Annotated in this window: 21 protein-coding genes and 1 other RNA gene; 7 read left to right on the forward strand and 15 right to left on the reverse strand. The window is 45.4% G+C overall.

From position 1 onward, the window contains the following. Window positions 1-6 precede the first annotated feature (6 nt). On the forward strand, window positions 7-756 hold the full coding sequence (gene sdhB, locus HQM11_13065; protein ID MBF0351957.1) for a succinate dehydrogenase iron-sulfur subunit: 750 nt from the start codon (window positions 7-9) through the stop codon (window positions 754-756). 61 nt (window positions 757-817) lie between these two features. Here the strand turns inward: sdhB and HQM11_13070 are convergent, their stop codons facing one another. Next, window positions 818-1672: an alpha/beta hydrolase gene (locus HQM11_13070; protein ID MBF0351958.1), complete on the reverse strand. Its 855-nt coding sequence runs from the start codon at window positions 1670-1672 to the stop codon at window positions 818-820. Between the two features lie 12 nt (window positions 1673-1684). Further along, a complete protein-coding gene (locus tag HQM11_13075; GenBank protein ID MBF0351959.1) occupies window positions 1685-2203 on the reverse strand; it encodes a hypothetical protein in 519 nt (172 codons plus the stop codon). A gap of 39 nt (window positions 2204-2242) precedes the next feature. On the opposite strand from HQM11_13075, the gene rnpB reads away from it, so the two are divergent. Next, window positions 2243-2602: RNase P RNA component class A (gene rnpB, locus HQM11_13080), an RNA gene on the forward strand. Here the strand turns inward: rnpB and HQM11_13085 are convergent. The 5 genes from HQM11_13085 to HQM11_13105 form a co-directional block, all read right to left on the reverse strand. Then, on the reverse strand, window positions 2603-3556 hold the full coding sequence (locus tag HQM11_13085) for a helix-turn-helix domain-containing protein (GenBank protein MBF0351960.1): 954 nt from the start codon (window positions 3554-3556) through the stop codon (window positions 2603-2605). 7 nt (window positions 3557-3563) lie between these two features. Further along, window positions 3564-4496, reverse strand: a complete 933-nt coding sequence (locus HQM11_13090) for a P-loop NTPase (GenBank protein MBF0351961.1) — start codon at window positions 4494-4496, stop codon at window positions 3564-3566. 207 nt (window positions 4497-4703) lie between these two features. Beyond that, entirely contained in the window at window positions 4704-5045 is a 342-nt protein-coding gene (gene fliN / locus HQM11_13095; GenBank protein MBF0351962.1) for a flagellar motor switch protein FliN, read from the reverse strand. A gap of 168 nt (window positions 5046-5213) precedes the next feature. Then, entirely contained in the window at window positions 5214-6032 is an 819-nt protein-coding gene (locus tag HQM11_13100) for a hypothetical protein (protein MBF0351963.1), read from the reverse strand. Between the two features lie 39 nt (window positions 6033-6071). Then, a complete protein-coding gene (locus tag HQM11_13105; GenBank protein MBF0351964.1) occupies window positions 6072-6518 on the reverse strand; it encodes a hypothetical protein in 447 nt (148 codons plus the stop codon). A gap of 271 nt (window positions 6519-6789) precedes the next feature. On the opposite strand from HQM11_13105, the gene HQM11_13110 reads away from it, so the two are divergent. Then, window positions 6790-8028, forward strand: coding sequence for a MotA/TolQ/ExbB proton channel family protein (locus HQM11_13110; GenBank protein ID MBF0351965.1), 1239 nt, complete (start codon window positions 6790-6792; stop codon window positions 8026-8028). Next, a complete protein-coding gene (locus HQM11_13115) occupies window positions 8025-8546 on the forward strand; it encodes a hypothetical protein (GenBank protein ID MBF0351966.1) in 522 nt (173 codons plus the stop codon). The genes HQM11_13110 and HQM11_13115 overlap by 4 nt, the downstream gene beginning before the upstream one ends. Here the strand turns inward: HQM11_13115 and HQM11_13120 are convergent, their stop codons facing one another. Beyond that, a complete protein-coding gene (locus tag HQM11_13120; protein ID MBF0351967.1) occupies window positions 8547-9176 on the reverse strand; it encodes a hypothetical protein in 630 nt (209 codons plus the stop codon). It abuts the gene before it with no gap. A gap of 131 nt (window positions 9177-9307) precedes the next feature. Here HQM11_13120 and HQM11_13125 point away from each other — a divergent pair, with 131 nt between their 5' ends. Together HQM11_13125 and HQM11_13130 are read left to right on the forward strand one after the other, a co-directional pair. Then, the gene (locus tag HQM11_13125; GenBank protein MBF0351968.1) at window positions 9308-9745 is read left to right on the forward strand and encodes a hypothetical protein; all 438 of its coding nucleotides are present in this window, start codon (window positions 9308-9310) and stop codon (window positions 9743-9745) included. A gap of 7 nt (window positions 9746-9752) precedes the next feature. Continuing rightward, the gene (locus tag HQM11_13130; protein MBF0351969.1) at window positions 9753-10235 is read left to right on the forward strand and encodes a hypothetical protein; all 483 of its coding nucleotides are present in this window, start codon (window positions 9753-9755) and stop codon (window positions 10233-10235) included. Here HQM11_13130 and metF read toward each other — a convergent pair. From metF to HQM11_13160, 6 genes are all read right to left on the reverse strand, one after another. Continuing rightward, a complete protein-coding gene (gene metF / locus HQM11_13135) occupies window positions 10221-11102 on the reverse strand; it encodes a methylenetetrahydrofolate reductase [NAD(P)H] (protein MBF0351970.1) in 882 nt (293 codons plus the stop codon). The two genes, HQM11_13130 and metF, sit on opposite strands and share 15 nt — an antisense overlap. Before the next feature lie 199 nt (window positions 11103-11301). Then, complete coding sequence (locus HQM11_13140) at window positions 11302-14412, reverse strand: efflux RND transporter permease subunit (protein ID MBF0351971.1); 3111 nt, start codon at window positions 14410-14412, stop codon at window positions 11302-11304. Next, entirely contained in the window at window positions 14409-15416 is a 1008-nt protein-coding gene (locus HQM11_13145; GenBank protein ID MBF0351972.1) for an HlyD family efflux transporter periplasmic adaptor subunit, read from the reverse strand. The genes HQM11_13140 and HQM11_13145 overlap by 4 nt, the downstream gene beginning before the upstream one ends. A gap of 155 nt (window positions 15417-15571) precedes the next feature. Beyond that, entirely contained in the window at window positions 15572-17716 is a 2145-nt protein-coding gene (locus HQM11_13150; GenBank protein MBF0351973.1) for a hypothetical protein, read from the reverse strand. 125 nt (window positions 17717-17841) lie between these two features. Beyond that, window positions 17842-18117, reverse strand: a complete 276-nt coding sequence (locus HQM11_13155) for a hypothetical protein (protein ID MBF0351974.1) — start codon at window positions 18115-18117, stop codon at window positions 17842-17844. Between the two features lie 142 nt (window positions 18118-18259). Beyond that, window positions 18260-18640, reverse strand: coding sequence for a hypothetical protein (locus tag HQM11_13160; protein ID MBF0351975.1), 381 nt, complete (start codon window positions 18638-18640; stop codon window positions 18260-18262). A gap of 299 nt (window positions 18641-18939) precedes the next feature. On the opposite strand from HQM11_13160, the gene HQM11_13165 reads away from it, so the two are divergent. Then, window positions 18940-20211, forward strand: coding sequence for a hypothetical protein (locus HQM11_13165; GenBank protein MBF0351976.1), 1272 nt, complete (start codon window positions 18940-18942; stop codon window positions 20209-20211). Between the two features lie 207 nt (window positions 20212-20418). Here HQM11_13165 and HQM11_13170 read toward each other — a convergent pair whose 3' ends face one another. Continuing rightward, a complete protein-coding gene (locus HQM11_13170) occupies window positions 20419-22284 on the reverse strand; it encodes a hypothetical protein (protein MBF0351977.1) in 1866 nt (621 codons plus the stop codon). Window positions 22285-22572: the final 288 nt, after the last annotated feature.

Consider the following 22572-nt stretch of genomic DNA (forward strand, 5'->3'; position numbering starts at 1 on the left):
GGTAAAATGTCTGAAAAAACAGTCACAATTAAAATTCAGCGCCAGGATTCACAAAGTAGCCAGCCTTACTGGCAAACATTTGTGATTCCGCGCAAACCCAATGCGAATATTATTTCCTGTCTGATGGACATTCGAAAAAAGCCTGTCACGACAGAAGGCCAACAGGTCACTCCCGTGGTTTGGGATTGTAATTGTCTGGAAGAAGTCTGTGGCGCCTGCACCATGGTGATCAACGGAAAAGTCCGTCAATCTTGCAGTACACTGGTTGATAAACTTGAAGAGCCGATCACACTGCAACCCATGAGCAAGTTTCCGGTGGTTCGGGATCTGATGGTGGACCGTTCCAGAATGTTTGAAGCCCTGAAACGTGTGAAGGCCTGGATCAATGTGGATGGATTCCATGATTTAGGCACTGGTCCCAAAATTCCTGAGAAACAACAGCAAGTGGCGTATAAGCTTTCAGAATGCATGACTTGCGGTTGTTGTGTGGAAGCATGCCCGCAGTTCACCAAGGGTGGTGATTTCATTGGTGCGGCCGCAATCAGCCAGGCGCGGTTGTTCAATATGAATCCCACGGGAGAATACAATGCGGATGAACGTCTGGACGCTCTCATGCAGAAAGGTGGAGTCGCTGATTGTGGCAAAGCCAAAAACTGTGTGGAAGTTTGCCCCAAGTCCATTCCCCTCACAGAATCCATCGCCGAGATGGGACGTCAGACCAGTCGACGTTTCTGGAAATCTTTGATTCGCATCTGATTTAAGATAACCTGAAAGACGATCGTTTAAACAGCGATCGTCTTTGTTCATCTCTAACTCATTACCTTTGTGCAAGAAATTTTTTGATAGTGGTAGCCGTAACCTCTGGATTTTCCAGGTGCAAGTGATGCCCACCAGATAAGGAAACATGAGTTAGGTTTTTTACATGCTGATATCGTATTTCCATAGCATCCCGTTGTGGAACAAAACCTGTATCTGACGTCAGTAACAGCACAGGAGCTGTTATTTCGTCGATAAAGGCCAACACCTGTTCTTGAGTCAGTCTGAGACGAGACGGCACTTTCCATCGACGATCCAGATTCCAGGTAACGCCATTCTCACAAGCAATGGTGCCTCGTTGTGCCAGAGGCCTTGCCGCCTGTTCAGAAAGATTTCCCGCCTTCTGTCTGATTTTAACAGCCTGCTCCAGTGCTATGACCGATGGTTTCAATTCTCTGGTTTTGTGCAATTGCCATTGGGTAATGGAGTCCCTTAACAATTGCGGTGCGGCTTGGGGCAATTCTGTTAACGGACCAAGTCCCTCAATCAGAATCAGTAGGGAAATCCTTTCGGGAATAGTTCCTGCTGTAAGAGTGGCAACACCTGCCCCCATTGAATGTCCCATCAGGATGAACTGATCCCATCCCAGTTGATGAGCAATTTCGATCACCAGTTGTACCAGATCAATGAAGTGGAAAAAAGTGCCTTCAGGGAACGATTCCGACCAGCCATTTCCGGGAAAATCAACAGCCACAACTTCAAAGTCATCCAGCAATGGAGCCAACAGGTCATACGTCCCTGCATTATCCAGCCAGCCATGCAAGGCAAGAATCGGTGGATTGCCCGCGATTCCCCACCGTTTCGCGGCCAGTTTTAACCCGGAAATTTCAATCGTAATTTCTACAGCGTGATTCATTGGCGTATCTTTTCAGAAGTTTATTGTTGCCTTGTGTTTCAATTCGTTGAAGCTCATGTCATCCACCACTTCAAGATGCCTGATTTCGTCTTCAATTTTGGTTTGTACCCATTGATATTTTTTCAGCAGTTCCTGATATTCCTTGCATTTTGAGCGACCGGCAAGTTTTCGCCACCATGGCAGAGACTCAAACAATTGATGCATCTGATGCCAGAGCATCTCACGATGATGACACCCTTTGTCATATTCCTGTTGTTCCTGTTTGAAGCGTTCCCTGTATTTTTCAGTGAGTTGGAATAATTCTTCCAATTCTTTTGTATTCGCTTGCGCTTCAGAAATTTTTCTTAATTTCAGCAATTCCTTGAGTGTTTTGAATTCGGGCGTTTTTTTATGAGGGAACACAGCCAGTGGGTCTTTTTCTCCAGTAAGCCATCGGACAAAACTCACCAGCAAAATAATGCCGGTAACAATCACCAGCAGATAGGCATAAAAGGACAATTCCAGCAAAATTCCCAGGCTACGGTTATCCATGCTTGCAAGATCCTTTCAAACGAATTAAGGTGAGGGGGCCAAAGCCTGAAACACAGTCGCTGGTATCGCAAGATGCTGGAGGAAAGTCCGGGCAACACAGAGCGTAGTGCTGGCTAACGGCCAGGCAGAGTGATCTGACGGAAAGTGCAACAGAAAATATACCGCCGATGGCAATTCGCACAGGTAAGGTTGAAATGGCAGGGTAAGAGCCTACCGCAGGGCTGGTAACAGCACTGGCAATGAAAACCCCACTCGTTGCAAGTCCAAATATAATCGCATTCAGGTGGCTCGCCTGGCGGTTGGGTAGGACGCAAGAAGTTGTTGGTAACAGCAACTCCAGATAAATGGCTGTGACCATTTCCAATGGTACAGAACCCGGCTTATTGAAGACTTTGGCATCTATTTTTTCTTTTTTACTCTGGCCCATTCTTCATAGCTCTTCACATAATCTGACACTACTTTTTCAAGTGGAAGTTGCAGAGCCTTGACATACCCATTGAGATATCCCCTCAGGTAGACTATCGCTTTAAATTCAGGAAAATCGTTTTGTTCAATCGCCTGTAAAAAATGTTCCCGAATACAGGTTTCCATAGAAACTTCATGTAATGTGATATGTTTAAGTTCCCGGATATGCTTTAAGATTTCCCCATCGAACGTCATCACTGAATCCAGAAATTTCTGAATAGTTTCATCCGCTACCTGATTTTTGGAAATAAGATTTCTCCGGTTCTCCTCACGTTTCAGCATATTCGCATGCAGCATTTGATCCGAGGCCTGTTCGGGCGTTTTTTTCGGACTGCTTTCTTTGAAGACTGGAATTGGTATCTGTTTATCAATGTTTTGTACTACGGTGGTTCCAACCTCTTTTTCAGGATATGGATATTCCTGAACAGGCACTGACGGTCGATCAATCTTATAGGATTTTCTGGGGAAAATATTTCCAGACATTACCGTTTTCTGGGGAAGTTCATAGGCCGTATGAACGGTTTGGTCGGCTCTTACCGCAAGTATATGATAATCATTGGTCAGATTCGTGTTTTGAATAGAGGTACTGGACGGTAAAGTTTCTTGAGTTCCGGTTACTTCTGCTGGCTCATTGGCAGTTCGGAATAATTTTTGATCGTATTCACGGCGTGAAACAGGATCTTTTAACGTCATGTAGGCCAAAGAAATTCTTCGTAAGATCTGATCATTTTCTTCGTCAGAAAAGAGCGAGTACGTCGCAAGTGAATTTTCGTGAAAGGTCTGCATGGCCATTTCATAGGCAATACGAACTTCTTCAGTGGTTGCCTTGTATGACAAGTTGAGGATTTGATAGAAGTTCTCAATATCTTGAACTGTCTCTAATTGCATAAGATGCTCATGGATTTTTATAGTACATTTGTGGCTTCAATTGTCGGTTCTGAATCAGATTATTACAGATCATGCTGATCCTTTTTGCGACAATGGAATCTGGCGCGTTCATCAGGACAGGTTTACGTTGCAAGACAGATTTCCAGACAATCTCATCATGTTCCACATAACCCGCAAAATCGATATGGATACCGAAATATTTGACGCAGGCGTTGTCCATGGCAAAACCAATTTTGATGTCATTTGCGGATCGAACCTGATTGAGAATAAGGCGCGGTCTGAATTCATTCGCCTGGCGGTCAATAAACTCAGCAACTTCTTCATCCTGTTGCTTCAAATATTCCAGCAATTCCCGTGGTGTGCGAATACCATACTGATTATTCCGGTTCATGACTTGATCCACCAGAGTTCGTATTCTGGACGATGGACTGCTGTGGCGTATTTTCCTGTAAAACGCGCTTTTAATGAATCGATACGCGTTCTCAATGGAAGTTGGTTCAGGCACCACGACGATAATCTGTGAATTAGCTGACAGAAAAAAATCGATTGTATTGAAAGCCGTGCCAGCACCAAGGTCCAACAATACATAATCCACATCAATATTCTGGATTGCTTTCAAAATTCTTAATTTCTGGGCATGTCGGGGATTGGCGATGTCCAGTCCATCCTGTGCGCCGCTGATCAATCGAACACCGTTGATTGGTGTTGGAATCAGAATATCCTCGATGGTTGTCATTTCGCGGTTGACAAAATCAGAAAGTCCCTTTTCCGGATTATTGATACCGAGACATGTATGCAGATTTGCTCCACCAAGATCCATGTCGGCCATGACCACACTATAGCCTTTTTGTGCCAGTGCGATACCCAGATTTCCGGTAAGAAAACTTTTCCCTACCCCACCTTTACCCCCACCTACGGCCCATACTTCTTTAGTTGGCATTGAAACCATTCCATGAAAAAGAAGGCCCCTTTCAAAAGTAGTTGACACTTTGCTGTCGTTTCCGCGCAGGCAAGACATTGAAGGGCAAACTGTAAACTGAAATTCAGTCTTTTTGAAAGGTGCCAAAAAGAATTTAATAATTCATAAGTCTATAGCAAATAACCGGCCAATTTGCAGGTACGATAAAACAAATTTATTTTGCTAGTGTTATTCACGACGATCCCCAATTTTTTCGTCTGGACGAGTCACTTCACTGATCCGTATTCCATAGCGTTCGTTGACAACCACCACTTCGCCCCGGGCCATGAGTCTGTCTGCCACTAAAACATCCATGGGTTCACCAACGATTTTTTTAAATTCGACAACAGAGCCTTTTTTCAGATTAAGCACTTCTTTGATGGTCATTTCTGTTCGGCCGATTTCGACATTCAGGATCATGGGAACGTCTTCGAGAAATTTGATCGTATGGAAAACATCACCATCTTCATCGCCTTTGAGCAATCCCTTGAAATTGTCCTGACCAAAAAACGCGGCTTTATTATCTGCCATAATCCTCCTGACTGAGTTTTATTGTGGATCAAGGTGCAACCGTGATGGTTCATACAGGAATCATACCCTTTATTTCATATTTCATGAAGCGATATGATTGAAGTGAAACTGGAGATCAAACAAACAGGGCTTGATTTGCCGGGCCTGTCAACGGAGTCGAACTCCTGCTTAGAGCTCGACCCAGACATAAAGGGGTAAATGCGAACTGATTTTCTGAACCTGTCCCAGACCATAGCTCGGGACAATGTCTATCACACCAGTCGCACAGATGTTGGCCTCTTGAAAAAAAACATTATTAAATCCGGAGGCTAAATAGTCCTTGTCGGTGGCATTTTTTTTGAGATCACCGGGTTCTTTAATCAGAGGCAATAATTTGTTTTCCTTGAATTTTGCAAATTCCGGAGCATCAAAGGATCGTCCCCAGAATCCAAAAATACCCAAAGCCCCCTGATTTTTAGATAGTTTTTGATGGAGTTCCAGAAATTGTTTGATACGTTCTTCAAAAATTTCAGATCGGCCGATTAGATTGAAATTGACTAAAGCGAGACTTTGTCCCTGTACCTTGAAAGCCCCGATAAACGGGTCATTGAGTTGGATGGATTCCAACTGACTGGTGAGCTTTGTACTGACCTTTTTAACCCAGCGGGTTTTCCATAGAAAAACGTATCGGAGTTCGCTGCCGTCACGTGTTCCTTCACTGACAGAATAATCCCAGAGAAACCCCAGATCGCTCAACTGAATATCCAGTTCAGACATGATCTGCAGTCCCTTGTTGGAACTGGAAAGTCCCTGAAAACCGACGATTGACGCGTCATTGATGGTTTCAGCGACAATTTTCAGACTTTCCGCGGAAAGTTTTTCAAATTGGGGAATATTCCAGGATACCACCAGTGCCGCTGTGGAGGCACAACCTTGAGGTGGTGACGCCCAGGATGACGTCTGAAAAAAAAAGGCAAAGATAATAAACAAACAGCATTTCACTGACATGCTCCCCTTGTTCATGTGAGTTTCATTACTGGAAGTACACTAGAAACGTATGCCTAGTAATGATGATGTCCAGGCGGTCTCTCCTGTCTTGAAAACAGGTAAACCGTGTACCGGTGAAATCACAATCAGATCTTTTGAAGTATCCCATGTGACCAGATTCTGAGGTCTGCTGTTTTGAGAATCTCCAAAAGCACCACCTCCCTTAGATTCATTTTCATAAAAACCATAGGCCATTCCACCCAGAACGCCCAGAGCTGTTCCTTTGATTATATAGGCTTCAAGGGCCATATTCTTGTCATCATTGTCATTGTTTCTATCATTGGCAAGTGCCCACACAGAAGCACCAACTACAGCTCCTAGCGCACCTCCGTAGAGTGCATCAACAAATACAAGTTTCATTCCGGCTGCATAACTTTGGGATGTGATTGTCACATTGATCATTAAAGCACTGACCGCGATTATGATAATTTTTTTAAACATTTTCATATCTCCATAATAAGAATACTATCTGGCGAACAAGGATAGTCACAAATTGTAATGTTCGTTGCAAACACACTTGAAGCAGACCCGGAAAATATCATCACTATCTGATAGATCTGTTGTCATATTTCAAATGAAGAGTGCAAGAGTTTTACACAATATGCATTGTAAAACATAGGTCAAGCCAACATTCATGCAATATCGCTTGAAATACAGGATGCTCTTATTTACATTGTCCCGCAACCAATTTTGACAACCTTAAACGATTGATCACTCCATGAAATGTTTAAAATGTGGAAAGCATAATTCTGAAATCACGATCTACTGCGCTCAATGCGGGAGCTATCTGGCCGCTGAAAATTACAATGATCAGACGGATACCACCAAAGCACTTGCGCTCAGTCTCATGACCACGCCCCTGGTCTATTTGTTTCTTAAATTTGCCGATGGTGAAAATGCGAACCTGACCACAATATTTTCCGGTCATGTGTCAGAAGCGATTACGGCTTTGAGCTTATGGTCACTTTATCTGGTCATGATCAAATATTTTACTTATCGTACACAACGTCGTTCGAGTGAAATTTTTCGTGGAATCACCATGCATGAACTGATCATTCAGGGGATTTATGTTCAGGATGTCCGGAAAATATCCGATCAGATAACCGATATTTTGCGGAAGTCAGGAATCAAATCGTACCAGACCACGATCATCTACCGTCGAATCAGAAGAATATTGCAATATATCCAGGCCGTTCCCAAAAAAGAAGAAGCGCATGGCATTCTGAATTATCAGGCTGAAATTGATTTCAACCACATGGAAAATGGTTATGTACTGCTGAATGTGTTTATTTGGGCAATTCCTATTTTGGGCTTTATCGGGACCGTGATGGGCATCGGGGACGCAATTGGGGAGTTTTCCGAATTTATCCGTGGACTGGATTCTGTCAATATCGGTGGCCAGATGCGTTCTGCGCTGGGTGGGGTTACAAGTGGCCTTTCGCTGGCATTCAATACCACGTTTCTGGCACTTCTGTTTGTGATTCCCATCATGATGCTCACTTCGTTTTTGCACAAGGCAGAGGAACGACTGTTGCTGGGCATTGAGGAATATTGCCTTGAAGAACTTCTGCCCAATCTCCACATTCATCCGGGCAATGAAACACCTTCACAAACGGCTGATGAACATTTGTATCAGCTCATGCGTTTTTCAGAGAACTGGGTCAATCAGATCAGTCCATTACTAACATCTGTGACCCAATATGCTGAAGCGCTCAAATATCAGATCGAAGGGCTTCACCCCCTGGTTCGTGATTTCAGCAATCAGTTTTTTCAGGTAAAAGATACCGTATCGCAACAACAGGGGCCGACACCGGAATCAGCGTCTTCCGCAACAGCAGTAGCAGAGACTCTTGGCGAAACGCCTGCGGATACAGCAGAGTCTGATAAGAGCAATGCTACAGAAAATCTCACAAAGTTTCAGGAAACGGAACACACTGTTGAGACTAAAGATTCATGAAGCGACGTCCAGCATCTCCCATGGTCTCACTATTCCCGTTTCTCAGTGTTCTGGTGTGTACCATGGGTATCCTCGCCTTTATTTCCATCACCTTCATTCTTGAAAGTGTTCCTGACATTCAGCAACAGACGGAGCACGTTACCATTGAATGGACCGGCGCTCCTGCTTATGTTCAGCCCATTATTTTTCGCTGTCGCGATAACAGGGTGAGTTATTATGATTTGTTTGAGAAACAGGAAAAAATACTCTCGCTGGAAGAACTGCTGGGTGAACTTAAAGGTGAGAACAGTGAGTTAAAAAAATATCTTCACCAACTAGCCGCTTTGAACCAGCAAATTAAACGCAATTTCGGAGAGCGTGAATATTATCCATTATTGCTGGTCTATCCTGATGGCATCTGGGTCACTGAGTTTTTGACCCCTTTGATTGAGCAGGTTGGTACACTGAACATGGGACTCGAACCCATGAAAGACAACTGGAAAGATCCCTATTCAGATATATCAAGACGAACTGAATGATCAAAACGTCCAACCAAACGCAATAGTAAGACCTGCAGGAGGTTCCACAGATGCACCGGCAGGAACATCCATAGCGCTAGGAGGTCTGGGCGCTCGAGGATCCCACACAGAACGGGTGCCAATCACCGCACCAATGATGCCACCAACCACGACTCCCAAACCGATCGATCTCAACGTGTCGCGACTGTTTCTCGCCGAGAGCAGAGCTAGCCAGCCACCGATCATGAGTCCGGTTCCAGCGCCAAACGCCACGTTGAGGGGGGCGTTGATTTTTTCTTCCAGGAGAAGTTGTTTCTGTCTCAATAATTCGAGTTCCAAATCCTTTTCGGCACCATCTGGAATCAAACTATCATCCAGATATTGATCATCCGCACTTTCCGGATCACCAAAAAAAGACGAATCTTCCCCGTCAAATCCTTCCTCATCAAACATCATTTCCTCATCAGGCAGATCTTCTTCATCCTGAAACTGGTAAAGATCATTGATTTCGGAAGAATTATCCCAGGGATCCGGGGGTTGAGCCACTGCCAATGTTGGTAACAAATAACAAATCACCAGCAATATGGATATGACTCGAATAAATTTTTGATTTTTTGGAATTACAGGTCCAAAATGGAGTTGGATATGCATTCTCTCAATCTCCTGATCAAGTTCGGTCAGTATAATTAAATGAATAAGTCATGGTCTGGTAATGCAATTACCATTCACTGAATGAGAAGAACATTCAAAATAATATCATCCAGATTGGATAATGAGGTACGATGAAAACAGAAATCTGGAATAAAATTTCAAAATCCCTGTTGTGTCTGTTAGTCATTTTTTCAGTATTGAACAATACAGCACAGGCTCAGGAAAGAGGCCCCCTGATGATGAACGTTGAATTGGGTTTCACCTTAGGCGGTGTAGTCGCCGGAGCTGGTCTGGGCATACTTGTTTGGGTCACAGACCCTTTAGGTCCGACGCCACTTCTGGACGCGATGGAAGTTGGTGTGGTTATTGGTGCCGTGCTTGGTGCCGGCCTTGGTTTTTATGTGCTTCGGCAATCTCTGGTATATCCACCCGGTGAGGATCCCAATGTGGATTTTTATAATCAACTTCTGGGACAGCGTGAATTGTACAGATCAATCACGCCCACCAATCGTTATGCATCGTCTGCGTCACGGGCATTCAAGATGAATCTTGTAAATTTTAAATTTTAAACACGTTATGAAAAAACAGCTTCTAAAATCTTTATTGCTGATTTCATTGTTCTGTTTTTCTGTCACGCTATCCTTTGCCCAGAATGCGGCACCTGGCGCAAACGCCGCGGCAGCACCGGTGGCACCCAACATCAAACCTCCCGTTATGCAATCAGTGTTCTGGAACACTTTGCTGGGTTCCGCATGGGGGGCGCTGATGGGAAGTGCCTATGCAATGCAGGATAAAAGTGTCGATTTCAGACAATCCCTGATTTATGGCACAACACTTGGTGGATTCATGGGGTATGGCTTTGGAATAGTTCTGGTCATTCGGGGATACAGTTTTGATCCGACCATCATTCCTGAATCGCCTCTGCCCAAACTCGGCCCGCGACAAGCCAGCAATTTTCCGGATAAACCCGTGCTGGAACTTCAATTGCCTACGACCCTTGCGCAAGGCGATTTTAACGTTAATAGTCCCTGGCGGGCATCACTCTCATTTAGCTTTTGAGGGACTTCCCGTAATAACCGGCGCTAATTTTTCAACAGTGTCCAGACGGTTGAGGGCATACAAATGAATTCCCTCAATACCTTCTTTCAATAATCCTTCAATCTGTATCCGGGCATGATCCAGTCCGACCTGGCGCATGGCCTCGGCATCGTGCTGGTGTGTTTGCAAAGCGTTCAGCAGGGAATCCGGAAGATGGCACCCACACATTCCGGCAAAACGGGTGATTTGTTCCAGTGACTGTGCCGGCAGAATTCCGGGAATCAGTGGCACATGAATTCCCTGTTTTCGTACTAGATCCCGCCATTTTAAAAACAGATCATTAGCCATAAAACACTGGGTAATGATAAACTCCGCACCAGCATCCACCTTTTTCTTCAGGTACATGATATCTGACGCCAGACTTTCAGCTTCAATGTGCCCTTCAGGATAGCCCGCCGCACCAATGCCAAACTGTTTGCGCTGAACAATCGCTTCAATCAATTCATTGGCATAGGAAAACCCTCCCGTGGGGGGAATAAAATGCTCATTCCCTTTAGGTGGGTCACCTCTCAACGCCAGAATGTTTTCAATGTTGGAAGCTTTCAGTTCATCCAATACCGTTTCGATTTCATTCCGGGTATGCGCCACACAGGTGAGATGTGCGGTAGCCTCAATCTGAAGATAATTTTTAATGTATGAAGCCAGTTCATGGGTATTGCTCCGTGTGCTGCCACCAGCACCATAAGTCACTGAAATATAATCAGGATGAAAATCCTTGAACTGAATCAGTTTATTTTTGAGTGCCAGCAGTCCCTCAGGTGTTTTCGGCGGAAAAATCTCAATTGAAAAAACGGGACGCTTTTGATTGTAAATGTTGATAATTCTCATGAAATATTCCTTGTTGGAGGATGCCTGGCAAGCAGGTTAATTTTGCCTTTCTATCAACAGGTAGGGGCGACTGGCGGGTCGCCCTTACATCATGTCTAGGGTGATGCGGAAAGGTAGGGGCGACCGGCGGGTCGCCCGTTTTAAATTCAGTCATCAAAAAAGGTGCATCATAGTGGAATAACAATGGAGTGCAAGATGATTAGCTCACTGATTCCTGAAAAGGAGAAGACAACCATGCTGTTGTTTTTTTCACAAAAGACACAGCGTCATCCAGAATCAAATACAGCACAGGAATCAGCACCAGGGTGATGACCGTTGCGAACATCACACCAAAAGCCAGACTCAGTGCCATGGGAATCAGGAACCTGGCTTGCAGGGATTGCTCAAAAATCATTGGAATCAGACCGAAAAAGGTGGTCAGTGAGGTGAGCAATATCGGGCGAAATCGCCGCACACCAGCCTCCAGAATCGACTGAATCAGCGTTTCACCATTTTCTCGTGCCTGATTGATAAAATCCACCATGATCAACGAGTCATTGACCACAATTCCAGTGAGAGCGACAATTCCCATCATGCTGATGATACTGAGATCATAGCCCATGAAAAAATGTCCCCAGATTGCGCCAATGACGCCAAAGGGAATCGCTGACATGATGATGATCGGTTGCAGATAACTCCGGAATTGCAATGCCAATAAGCCGAAAATCATGAACAGTGCCAGAATTCCATATTTTTTCAGACTGTCCATGGATTCCTTTTGTGCACTGCTGGCACCTTCAAAGGAAATGTGTAACTGGGGAAACTGCTCTTTGAGTTCCTTCACAATCCCGGACTGAAGACCAAGGACAATTTCGTTGCTGTTGCTGACATTCTCATCGACAGACGCTGAGACATTGACAATCCGTTGTCCATCAATCCGTTCGATCTGACTGAAGGCCTGATTTTTCCGCAGAAAAGCTACCTGAAACAGTGGCATTTCCTGTCCTTGCGGAGATCTCACGATCATGGTTTCCAGATTTTGAAACCAGCTTCGTTCCTCAATCGGATATCGCAATTTGACGTTCACCTCATTCTGATCCCTGATGAATTTCAGGACTTCAATGCCTTGAAATGCCGCACGGATCTGCTGGGTAAGTCCCTGCTCATTGAATCCGGCCAACACACCTTCCGGCCTCAAGGACAACTGGATTTCCGGTTTTCCGTCAGAAAGATTATCGTCAATGTTACTCACTCCGGGATATTGGGACATTTCCTGTTTCAGACGACTTACCAGTGTGTCCAGAATGAAAAAATCAGGATGGGACATCTGAATTTCCAGATCGTTTGCCGGGCCGGCACCCGTGCTGAAACGAAACTGTAACGCTTCCGCACCTGGAATTTCTCCAACGAGAGTCTGCCATTTCCGGGTAAATTCTGCGGCTGAAAAGCCACGCTCGTCCAAGGACTTGAGGTACACATTGACACTGGACTCATTGCCGCCGCCATTGCCGGACACACTGAACACGCCTGTGGAAACCGGATGTTTTTTCTCGTCTTCATATTTTCGTATCAAGACCTGCGCATCCTGAATCATTTTTGCGGTGGCCGCCTCTGTCAAATGAGCGGGGGTTCCAAATGGCATGGTCAACGATGCCCGCACCACATCCGCGTCAATCTTGGGCATGAACGTGAATTTCATACGTCCTCCAGCCACAAAACCCACAGAGCAAAGAATCATGAACACCGCCAAGGCCAAGGAGGTGTAGCGGAATTCCAGCGCGATCCGGAGCGACACCAGATAAATTTTATGACTGACAAATTCAAGGCCTCTGCTGACATAGCGTCTTACAATTTCGAGCAAACCCGAACCGGGGAATTTCCAACGGGAAGGATGCGATAGATGCGCAGGAAGAATGAACAAGGATTCAATCAGGGAAAAGCCAAGAATGATGATCACAATATATGGAATGATGACAAAAAACTTGCCGGTTGTTCCCGGTACAAAAAAGAGTGGCGTGAAGGCGGCCATTGTGGTCAGAACCGACATGACGACTGGAATACTGATCTCCCGGGCACCTTCCACAGCCGCCTGTTCCGGTGTCAGGCCTTTTTCCTGGTAGGTATAAATATTCTCTCCGACAACAATGGCATCATCCACCACAATTCCCAACATCAGAATATACGCGAACAATGAAATCATATTGATACTCGCGCCAAGAGCCGGCATGAGTCCCAATGCGCCCAGAAACGCGACAGGAATACCCATCATGATCCAAAAGGACAGTTTGACATCAAGGAACAATGCCAGAACCACAAACACCAGGATCAGTCCCATCCGCAGGTTCCGCATCAGCAGATCGATCCTGTCCTGAAGAATCCGGGAACGATCATTGAGAATGGCAATACGCAGAGATGCCGGAAGCCGTGGATTGAGGCTTGTCAGCATTTCCTGGACAACCTCTGAAATGCGGGTAGGTGTTTGATCCCCAACACGGTAGACATCAATCAGCGTTGCGGGAAATCCATTGTAGGTTTTTTTGAGATCCGATTCTTCCAGAGTATCCTGAATGTTGGCGATTTCTCCAAGAGTCACCACCCCCTGAGAGTCGGTGATGACAGGAATTTCAGCATATTCAGCAGCACTGTATCTTCGTGATTTTGTGCGGATCAGGATGTCCCCCGCGGCCGTTTTAAGCTTGCCGGCCGGAAGATCCAGCGTGTATTGACGGATAATCTGTGAAATTTGAGGGAGCGTGAGCTGATATCTGCGTAACTGGGCTTCTGAAATTTCAATACTGATTTCAGAACCAAGACTGTCTGCTGTTTCAGCCTGTGTGATTTCGGGATTTTGAAGCAACGTGTCTTTAACGATTTCAGACCATTCTTTGAGAATTTGTGGAGAAGCATCCCCATAAATGACCAGCGAAAGCACACCACGTTTGATCTGTACGAGCTGAACCATTGGGGCTTCAGCGTCTTCCGGAATGGTGGTAATCCGGTCAACCGCGTATTTGACTTCTTCAAGAACCTTGGCCTGATCTGAATCCGCCTCCAGTTCAAGGAGCAATCTTCCTGCCCCTTCATAAGACCAGGACTGGATTTTTTTTATCCCATCAATGGATTGAACCGCCTTTTCCACCGGGATGCACAAGGCTTCTTCGATTTCTGAGGGGGGGGCTCCCGGATAAGGGATGACGATCTGGATACTGTCCAGATCAAACTCCGGAAAAACTTCCTGACGGGTATCCGTTCCAATCAGCAATCCCGCGCCCACAATCATGAACATCAGCAAGTTGGACGCGACCTTGTTCTGTGCCATCCAGCGAATCATAGTGACACTCCTGCCGTTTGCGGACTGATATTGGTCCGGGCGGAATCCACACGTTCCATCCTGACCTTTAATCCTGAGGAGGCACCTTTCAGTGGTGACGTGATGAGTTCATCACCGGGCATGATCCCTGATTTCACAAAAGCAAACTCCATATTTTTGAAAATAACCTGAACTGGTTGCACGAATAGCAGGCCTTCCTTAACCAGCCAGACCGTATCTGATCCATGCAGGGCCGCAATCGGCACAGGATAGACATTTTCCAGTGTCTGTCCGGGAATTGTCACATCCACAAACGCTCCCAGAAACAGGGGAACCAGAGCCTGTGTGTCAGAAAGGCGAAAGGGATCCTGAACTTCCAGGATGATCTGCATCATCATTCCCTGGTTGGTCACGCCCATCAGATAACGGCGTGCCATGGCTCGCCATGTTTCGGTGTCTGTGCCGGTTTTCATGGAAATCATGGAAATGGCGTTGATCTGGTTTGGTGGTGTCTGCTGTGGGATCCATTTGAGCAGGGAGAGCGGCAAGTCCATGACCACTTCAGCGGTATCGCTGTTGACGAGCGTGGCCAACGGGGTTCCGGGCGTGATATATTGTCCGATGGTCAGATTTGAGGATTGTACGGTTCCATTGAACGGCGCTTTGAGCACTGTCAACTCCAGATTAGCATTGTTCAGCGGGTTCAGGGAAATAAGGATTTCTCCTTTTCTGAAAAATTTTCCTTTATCCAGTTTCTCATTGATCCATTGAATCGTCCCTGTAATTTGTGGCGTCAAAATCATCTGTTGTGAGGCTTTGACCACACCATGCCCCTTGATTTCAATCTGATGTTGTGTGGGGTGCATGGTTCGTGTCTGAACCAGATGTCCCTTGAATTCAGGAATCTCTTTTTTCGCGACGGGACGAGACTTGACCAGGAACAGCATGAGAACAACTCCTGCGGCAAGGATCAGGGGCGGAAGTGAAAAACGAATTATTTTTTTGATCAGCGACACGAGGCGCATAGTTATCCATCACTCAAGGTTGTCAAATACTGATGCTGAAAGAAGGCCGTCAAGTGGGGGAAGCGTAAAATTGAATCATTGGAGAGGCAAGGGATTTTATTAAAGAAATCCCCCTGAAATCATGGAGAACATCGACCTCAGGGAGAAAACCGGTTTTACATTACAGGTTGGCTGTCCAGAACCTTGGCATGATAATCCTGAATCTGTTTATTGAAGGAACGGGAAACCCCATTGCCTTTGTAGGTTGCCCCCAGATAGAGGGTTCCCAGTGAGATTTTGCGCTCAACACTTTTGTTGGCGGGGACACGGACTGTGAATTTTTTGACATATTTTTCAGTCTGGCTTCCAGATCTAACATTGCCTGACATATCCACACTCCATGTCGAAATCACGTTGGTATCCACAAAAACCTGAACATCGAACGCTTTTTGCGCTTTGGATACTAACTTTAAATTGAATTCCAGTGGGATTTTTTCACGTTCATACTGTGATTTCTGGATCACTCGTGAAAGCAACGTCATTGATACATCAAATTCCGGTGGAGCCTCATCCAGTCCGATAACCTTGACAACTTCAGGCTTTTTCTGTGGAGTCGGAATCGGAAGTTCTTCGGGGGTATCGTCCATATTGATGTTGACCACTTTTTTCTCAGGAATAGGTGGCGTGATGATTTTCTTTTCAGGAATCACCGGTGCGGGCTCATCCATATTGATGCTGATCAGTTTTTTTTCTGGAATTACCTGGGTCGGTTCAGGATTGATTTCAATCTTTTTCACCGCAACCTGAGCAGGTTCAGGATTGATTTCAATCTTTTTCACCGCAACCTGAGCAGGTTCAGGATTGATTTCAATCTTTTTTACAGCAGGCTGTGGTGTTTCCGCGATTTCAATTTTTTTCTCTACCACAACCGGAGGAGGTTCCGGTTGTCTGGATTCAATCACAATTGCTTTGACTTCAGCCGGTTGAGCCATGTCAATGGTTTCAGGTTCTTTTCCGGAGCCGTCAGGAACAATATAATCACTTCCGCGGTACTGGACAAAATAGGAATACATTGCCGGTAAATGATAGGCGGAAGTCACTGTGATTTCACCACTTTTCCCCGGGGATAAGGCCGCGGCCGGAACTTTAATGGCTGTGGACATTCTCAAGGCTGGTTGCATGACTGATATTTCATCATGTGTGATTGAAATATTTTTTGCCAGAAGTTTGGCTTTGGTATTCACCGCAATCGGCAGGTACCGTTCCTGGTATTGATATACTCCCGGCCGAAGTTTTTTAAGATAAACAGTATCCTGCCAGTTCACCAGCACTTCAGGGAGTGGAAGGGATGACAGCTCCAGGTCTTTCTGAACGCGCTGGTCAAACAATTCTGCTTTATTCACAAATTGTTGGGTTGCCAGATCATAAACCGATTGTTTGCTCTGTCCTGTTTTACCTTCGCTCAACACATAGACGCCTTCAAAATCGAAAGCGATTTTTGAGGTGCTGCGTGAGGTGTTGAACGAGGTTACGAGCTTTTGACCATTGATTTCCCATACCCTGATTTTGCCATCGTTGTTCAAGACTGCCAGCAATTGTTTGTCAGGACTGATCGCTGTTGCCTGGATTGCCCCCATGTCTTTGAACACACTCAGTTCTTTCTGGGTTTCCATATCATAGACAATCACACTGGTCGGCTTGTCTGCCGGTTGTTCTGAAACTACAACCAATTTGTTATCCCGACTGAAAATCAGCATGCTGTCCGCATTTTCATTTTTTTTGATATAGGCCACCGCAGTACTTTCCGGAATTTTAACAATGGTGATATGGGTCGGAAAAATGTGTGCCATCAAACTGAGATCAGCATTCAACACTTCAAATGCGCCGCCGCCTTTTCCACGGGCCAGATCAATGGCCACCGGAGAAAAATTGGTTCCAATCCCAAATTGTTTGCTGTCTGGCGGTTGCAAAATACGGAAGTTGATCGCAAACGCGCGTTGGTAAATACGTGTGTCTGTGAAGGGGGCAATCTGTTTCTGATGAAGATGATTCACAGCTTTTTCAAAGGCTTCCTTGCTCCAGGGACTTGCAGGGAACAGCTTTAGAAATTCCCGGTACCCCCTTTCAGTGCCATGCAGGGATACGACTTCCCAAAACTGTTTGGCAATTGCTTGCTGTTCTGCGGGAGAGCGTTCCGCAACCGGCGTTTTGTTGAGATCTTTTTGAAGCAGATACATCGGTTGTGCTGAAAACAGTGGTACGGGATGAATGCTTAAAACAACAATCACCATCAAAATTTGAGTCAACCATTTTTTAGACATAAGCTTACTTTTAGAACAAAAGTTATAGAAACAAAGTGAGTCTGTGTTTCTTTTAAAAGAAAGAAATATTTTAATCAATCCCCTGATGAAAATTTATTTCATTCTGAGCAAATATTTTTCCGACATCATTCCTGTCTTTTTAAGTCATTGCCGCAGATTTTAAGTTCTTTTCCAAGATTCCATCCCTGGCAAATGAGGGCGAGTTTGCAGGCCTCTTTCCAGTCAACACAAGCGTTTTCATAATTTTTCAATCCATACCACGCGCTTCCACGTTTATGGTATGCTTCCGCGAAGTCGGGTGAGAATTGCAGTGCCAATGAAAAATTATCAATACTTTTCAGAAATTCCTGTGTTTTCAGGTAAGAGTTGCCTTTAAGAAAATAGACCCGGGCGTTCAACATCCTGTTTTCCGCCAATCCTGTGGAAGCCTGGAAACAAAAAAATATAATTGCGAGCAAGCCGGGAATCGTTTTGTTCATTTTTTAAATGGGGAAGGGTGTTCGTGTCTATATTATTGACAGGACATTAAGCTGGAAGAACAATTCAGAGGATATCCTCAAACAGGGAATCCTCTGCCCTGACATCCTGCAAAAATTCCTCTGAAATGTCTGGTTCTGAAACAAATGGAATTTCCGCGATCGGAGTGGGTAAGGTTCTGGTTTTCCATGTTTCAAACTCACTGGAAATCACTTCTGGAGATTCTCCTGAAAACAGTCTTTTTTGCAAGGATTCCAGTATTTGTCTTTCCTGGATGTCGTCTCTGACAGTATGCCAGCCTTGCTCTTCAATTTCCTGATGTATCTTCACAAAAATCTGTTTTGCGGGGCCGGACAGCGTTGCCGTAGGTTTTTGTTGTCTATTGTCTGTCGGTAACATGCCAGAAACAGCATCCATTTTTTTATTACCGGCATTTAGATTTTTCATACTGAATCTCTCCCTGTTTTACAAAAGTGGACCATCCTGGTCACAGATATTCGGGAATTTGGCTTTTCCATGAACACCAAACGTTGATATATCAAGCAATACCTTTGCCAATAAATAGGAGTGAGACGCATTTATCATTAAATTCAAGTGTCACAATCGTGATTATGAGGAACCGGTTCTGTGATATCATCGCGATTTCAATGATAATTCTGAGTTTCTATAACATTGACTATCATTGGCCAAATGGATAAAAACACACCCATTGCGAAAAATTTTAGAACATCCAACAGGAGGGGCTTATGCGGAAAATGTCAGAAATTATTGGAGTGATCAGTGTTATCTTGTTTTTCATGGTTTCCAGTGGGTGGGCCATGGGACCCGAACGCAGAAAAGATCAATTCGACCAGAATTCAGGCTATCTGATAATTCCTGCTCCTTATAATTATCCCGGTATTGGTGAGGGCTTGATGCTGGTGGGGTACATGGGAAACATCATGCAAACCTCAACAGATGCCTATATCATTGGACTCACTGGTGATGCCGAGGGGTATGTGTCATCCATGACGGAATTCTTTGTCATTCCCAAATTAGTCTATTTGTCGGCCTCACGCCTGGACATCCGTAAGTTTGGTGTCAACTTTTACAGCACTCGCGGAATGGAAAGCGAAAAAGAGGACTATAATATTTATGTGGGCAACAAGTATGTGAACAACGAATTTTTAGTCACTTTGAGCTTGTTTGACCGACGTATGGAGACCGGAATCGTTTTTCGGAACGCTACTGGAAGAGCCACTGAAATTCTGGATTCCGAAGGCATCCTGATTACCAAAATTGAAAATCCTGATGATTTCCACTCCAAAGGAAATGGTTTGCGGCTCCAACTGGACCTGACGGATGATTTCAACGATCCCCGTGCAGGCTTGCGTTATAACATGTCATTTGACAAATCCTATGCTGAAGAAGTTGACAACCCTGAATTCATGACACTCGCCAATGGTTTGACATGGTATCTTCCGCTGATGAAGGAAAGCACGATGGTTTTCCATCTGTTTCGCTCAGATGCTTTCGTAAGCCATGAGGGGAATACCAATCTGGAACGTCTACTTGAAGAAAATGGCTATGCCTATTGTCAGTTTGTCCCCGACCAGGCGGCCTGCGAACAAGCCAAACTGGAAGAAGCTCAAAACACCATCAATGCCAATACCCATGGAACAGCACATGCTTTGGGTGGACCCGACCGGTTGCGCTCATATCCGCAAGGCCGTTATCAGGCCGCTCATACCCTGCTATACGGCACAGAATTTCGCTGGAATTATAACACCAGCACCAGCAACATGGATTTATATTTTTTCAATGACATCATGCAGGCAATGCAATTTGTTTTTTTTCTGGAACAGGGCAGTGTTTCGGAAAAACAGGAAGATTTGGGTAAAATTGTCAGAAGCACTGCCGGCACAGGGGTTCGTCTGGTTGGAGGTTCCGGCAATGTATACCGGTTAGAATATGCGACCGGTGATGAAGGCGGTGAAGTCATCATCATGTTCCAGTATCCCTGGCGAGGTGTGGACTAAGGCTCACGTCTGGTGAATCACTGTCTTGATTTGCCTGGTAAGGGGAGGTTCAAGGCTGTTAAGGAATACCGAAAAATAACTTCCATAACTTTTCAACATACATTTCCTGCCGGGTATGCGTAGAGACGTGCTATAGCGCGTCTCTACAGACCTAGGCAAGGGGAGGCTGGGAGGGTAACACTTTTACAACTTATTTTTCATCAGCCTTCAAGGCGCCGACGGTGCGGTGGGTTGAGTAAATTCCGTCCGGTAAGTGGCCAAATCATACAGCTTGTTGGTCACAGGAAAAGTCAAAGCTGTAGTTCCTTCACCAAAAGTAGTAGAACCCTGACTTTGATTCCAGTCACAACTGTTGGTTGGCGCATACAGGATATAAGACGTAGCCGATTCCCATACACCTGAGGTACTGTTCAGTTTAAGTTCCTGCTTCTGAACTTTGGACAATCCTGTTTTCTGATTGTTGGGTCCTGCCCAGTTACAAACCATTCGGTCTATAACCGTTGGTCCATAATTGCTGGAGGCATCAGGATTTTTGGCAAATCCAAAATAGGCATTGCCAGTGCCATCCGCTTTGGTTTCCACATTGAATGTTCGGGTGTAGCCATCCCCACTTCCAGCTTGCCACGAAAACACCAGTTTCCCAACGCCATCCTTGTCCACATCACCAATCATGACATGATAGCCCTCTGTCCAGCCTGTAGTGGTGACCCTTGTAGCAGGTGTGGTGGTCGTAGGCCCCGTTGGTGTGGTGGTCGTTGCAGGCCCTGTTGGTGTGCCGGGTGTGATTGTGCCTGGAGGTGGTGCCACATTCGATCCGCCAGCATTGGAGGTCGATTTTGGAATTGAATAAACCTGTCCATCTTCCTGAAAGTAATCATCTGACGTTTGTTCAGCAAACGAAGACTGCACCATCCGATAATTCAGGTTGCTCTCCGTTTTGTTATACACAACGGATGTGGCCAAATCGGAACTTGTTCCAACTTTATTATCTTTCAACCCCTTGATGATGAGGGTCAGCAGGCCTTTTCCTGTTGTATTGGCTTCATTCGTCGGAACATGCTTGAGGGTCAATTTGAAATTCTGGGGTGTGGTGTCACCTGCTTTAGGTGTGATCGAACCATTGAGCTTAGACTGATACACCTTGAATCCATCGCTACTGTCGCTCAACCGTTCAATGGACGCACTGCTGACACTCAGATTGATATCCGCACCGACTTTATTGGACGTCAGAATTGTGGTCAAATCTACCGTCTGTCCGACTTCAGGCAAGCTTTGTCCGGCAATCTGTGCGGCACAAATCATCATGGCTTCAGCACCAAGTCCCAGATCAATTTTTACAGCAGTATTCATCACCAGTGAATTCAGTTTGGCCGCGCCACAGGCTTCCCCTGTACTGGCTTCTGTCTCAGACCATAGTCCCAGATCTCCCGTAGGAAGTTCAGAACTGGAACCTCCATTTCCAGTCGCGGAAGTTCCAGAGGTTGCATCTGGGTGGTTTGTGTATTTCAATGCTGGTCCATAACAATCCGCAACCCTGACTCCTGCGATAATATCGCCCGGAATGGCATCATCACAGGTGCCATAGTCAGTTGCTGTCAACACACCTGCCAGATCCGCCAATTTTCCAGACATATCTTCAGGTGGTGTTTCTGAATCACTGGATGTTGTGGTTGTCTCCTGGGGTTTGGAATCACTGCCTGTAGTCGTTGTGCCGGTTGTCGCTGGAGTTGCAGTACCAGTTGTTGCGGGCTGTGTTGTCGTACCAGTTGGTTGATTGGTTGGCGGGTTAGCGGGTTGAGTTGTTTGCCGTTCCACTCTGGCTTTTTTTGAAGTGCGTTTGGCCGTGTTGGACGCAATTGCCACATTAATCGGCATGGCAGATTTCATTCCGGAAGATCCCTCGGTCAATGTGGTGGCAGAACTGGAACTGGAACTGGATGACGATGAAGTGGTTTTCTCTTCCTCTTCAGGTAGCAGTCCGCAACTCACCATGCTCACCAGACCAAGTGCGACCGTGGTCTGCTGAAAAAAGCGCAACCAGTTATTTTTTTTATGATTATTTAGAGTTTCCATAAGGTCTCCGTATAGATGTTAGGGGCATTGTTCAGGGTTAGTAAACATACAAAATCTATTTCATAACAATTTTCTTTTGGCAATTAGATTTTATCGTGCACAAAACAGGATATATGGCTTGTTCCATTGGTTGATATGATATTTTGCAGACTTGAACGCAAGTAAGTACCCGACCATAAATCTTTAAACATTAATCTGGTTCCCTACCTCTGGTGGGAAACCCTCCTTAGCCCACCTCCGGTGGCGTGCCAACGAACCGTGGAAGGGCACCAGAGGTGCGTTATGGAA

Source organism: SAR324 cluster bacterium (assembly GCA_015232315.1).
Taxonomy (GTDB): Bacteria; SAR324; SAR324; order SAR324; family NAC60-12; genus JADFZZ01.

Coding starts and splice junctions, on each gene's coding strand:
- sdhB (MBF0351957.1), top strand. CDS start 7: ATGTCTGAAAAAACAGTCACAATTAAAATTCAGCGCCAGGATTCACAA.
- HQM11_13070 (MBF0351958.1), bottom strand. CDS start 1,672: ATGAATCACGCTGTAGAAATTACGATTGAAATTTCCGGGTTAAAACTG.
- HQM11_13075 (MBF0351959.1), bottom strand. CDS start 2,203: ATGGATAACCGTAGCCTGGGAATTTTGCTGGAATTGTCCTTTTATGCC.
- HQM11_13085 (MBF0351960.1), bottom strand. CDS start 3,556: ATGCAATTAGAGACAGTTCAAGATATTGAGAACTTCTATCAAATCCTC.
- HQM11_13090 (MBF0351961.1), bottom strand. CDS start 4,496: ATGCCAACTAAAGAAGTATGGGCCGTAGGTGGGGGTAAAGGTGGGGTA.
- fliN (MBF0351962.1), bottom strand. CDS start 5,045: ATGGCAGATAATAAAGCCGCGTTTTTTGGTCAGGACAATTTCAAGGGA.
- HQM11_13100 (MBF0351963.1), bottom strand. CDS start 6,032: ATGTCAGTGAAATGCTGTTTGTTTATTATCTTTGCCTTTTTTTTTCAG.
- HQM11_13105 (MBF0351964.1), bottom strand. CDS start 6,518: ATGAAAATGTTTAAAAAAATTATCATAATCGCGGTCAGTGCTTTAATG.
- HQM11_13110 (MBF0351965.1), top strand. CDS start 6,790: ATGAAATGTTTAAAATGTGGAAAGCATAATTCTGAAATCACGATCTAC.
- HQM11_13115 (MBF0351966.1), top strand. CDS start 8,025: ATGAAGCGACGTCCAGCATCTCCCATGGTCTCACTATTCCCGTTTCTC.
- HQM11_13120 (MBF0351967.1), bottom strand. CDS start 9,176: ATGCATATCCAACTCCATTTTGGACCTGTAATTCCAAAAAATCAAAAA.
- HQM11_13125 (MBF0351968.1), top strand. CDS start 9,308: ATGAAAACAGAAATCTGGAATAAAATTTCAAAATCCCTGTTGTGTCTG.
- HQM11_13130 (MBF0351969.1), top strand. CDS start 9,753: ATGAAAAAACAGCTTCTAAAATCTTTATTGCTGATTTCATTGTTCTGT.
- metF (MBF0351970.1), bottom strand. CDS start 11,102: ATGAGAATTATCAACATTTACAATCAAAAGCGTCCCGTTTTTTCAATT.
- HQM11_13140 (MBF0351971.1), bottom strand. CDS start 14,412: ATGATTCGCTGGATGGCACAGAACAAGGTCGCGTCCAACTTGCTGATG.
- HQM11_13145 (MBF0351972.1), bottom strand. CDS start 15,416: ATGCGCCTCGTGTCGCTGATCAAAAAAATAATTCGTTTTTCACTTCCG.
- HQM11_13150 (MBF0351973.1), bottom strand. CDS start 17,716: ATGTCTAAAAAATGGTTGACTCAAATTTTGATGGTGATTGTTGTTTTA.
- HQM11_13155 (MBF0351974.1), bottom strand. CDS start 18,117: ATGTTGAACGCCCGGGTCTATTTTCTTAAAGGCAACTCTTACCTGAAA.
- HQM11_13160 (MBF0351975.1), bottom strand. CDS start 18,640: ATGAAAAATCTAAATGCCGGTAATAAAAAAATGGATGCTGTTTCTGGC.
- HQM11_13165 (MBF0351976.1), top strand. CDS start 18,940: ATGCGGAAAATGTCAGAAATTATTGGAGTGATCAGTGTTATCTTGTTT.
- HQM11_13170 (MBF0351977.1), bottom strand. CDS start 22,284: ATGGAAACTCTAAATAATCATAAAAAAAATAACTGGTTGCGCTTTTTT.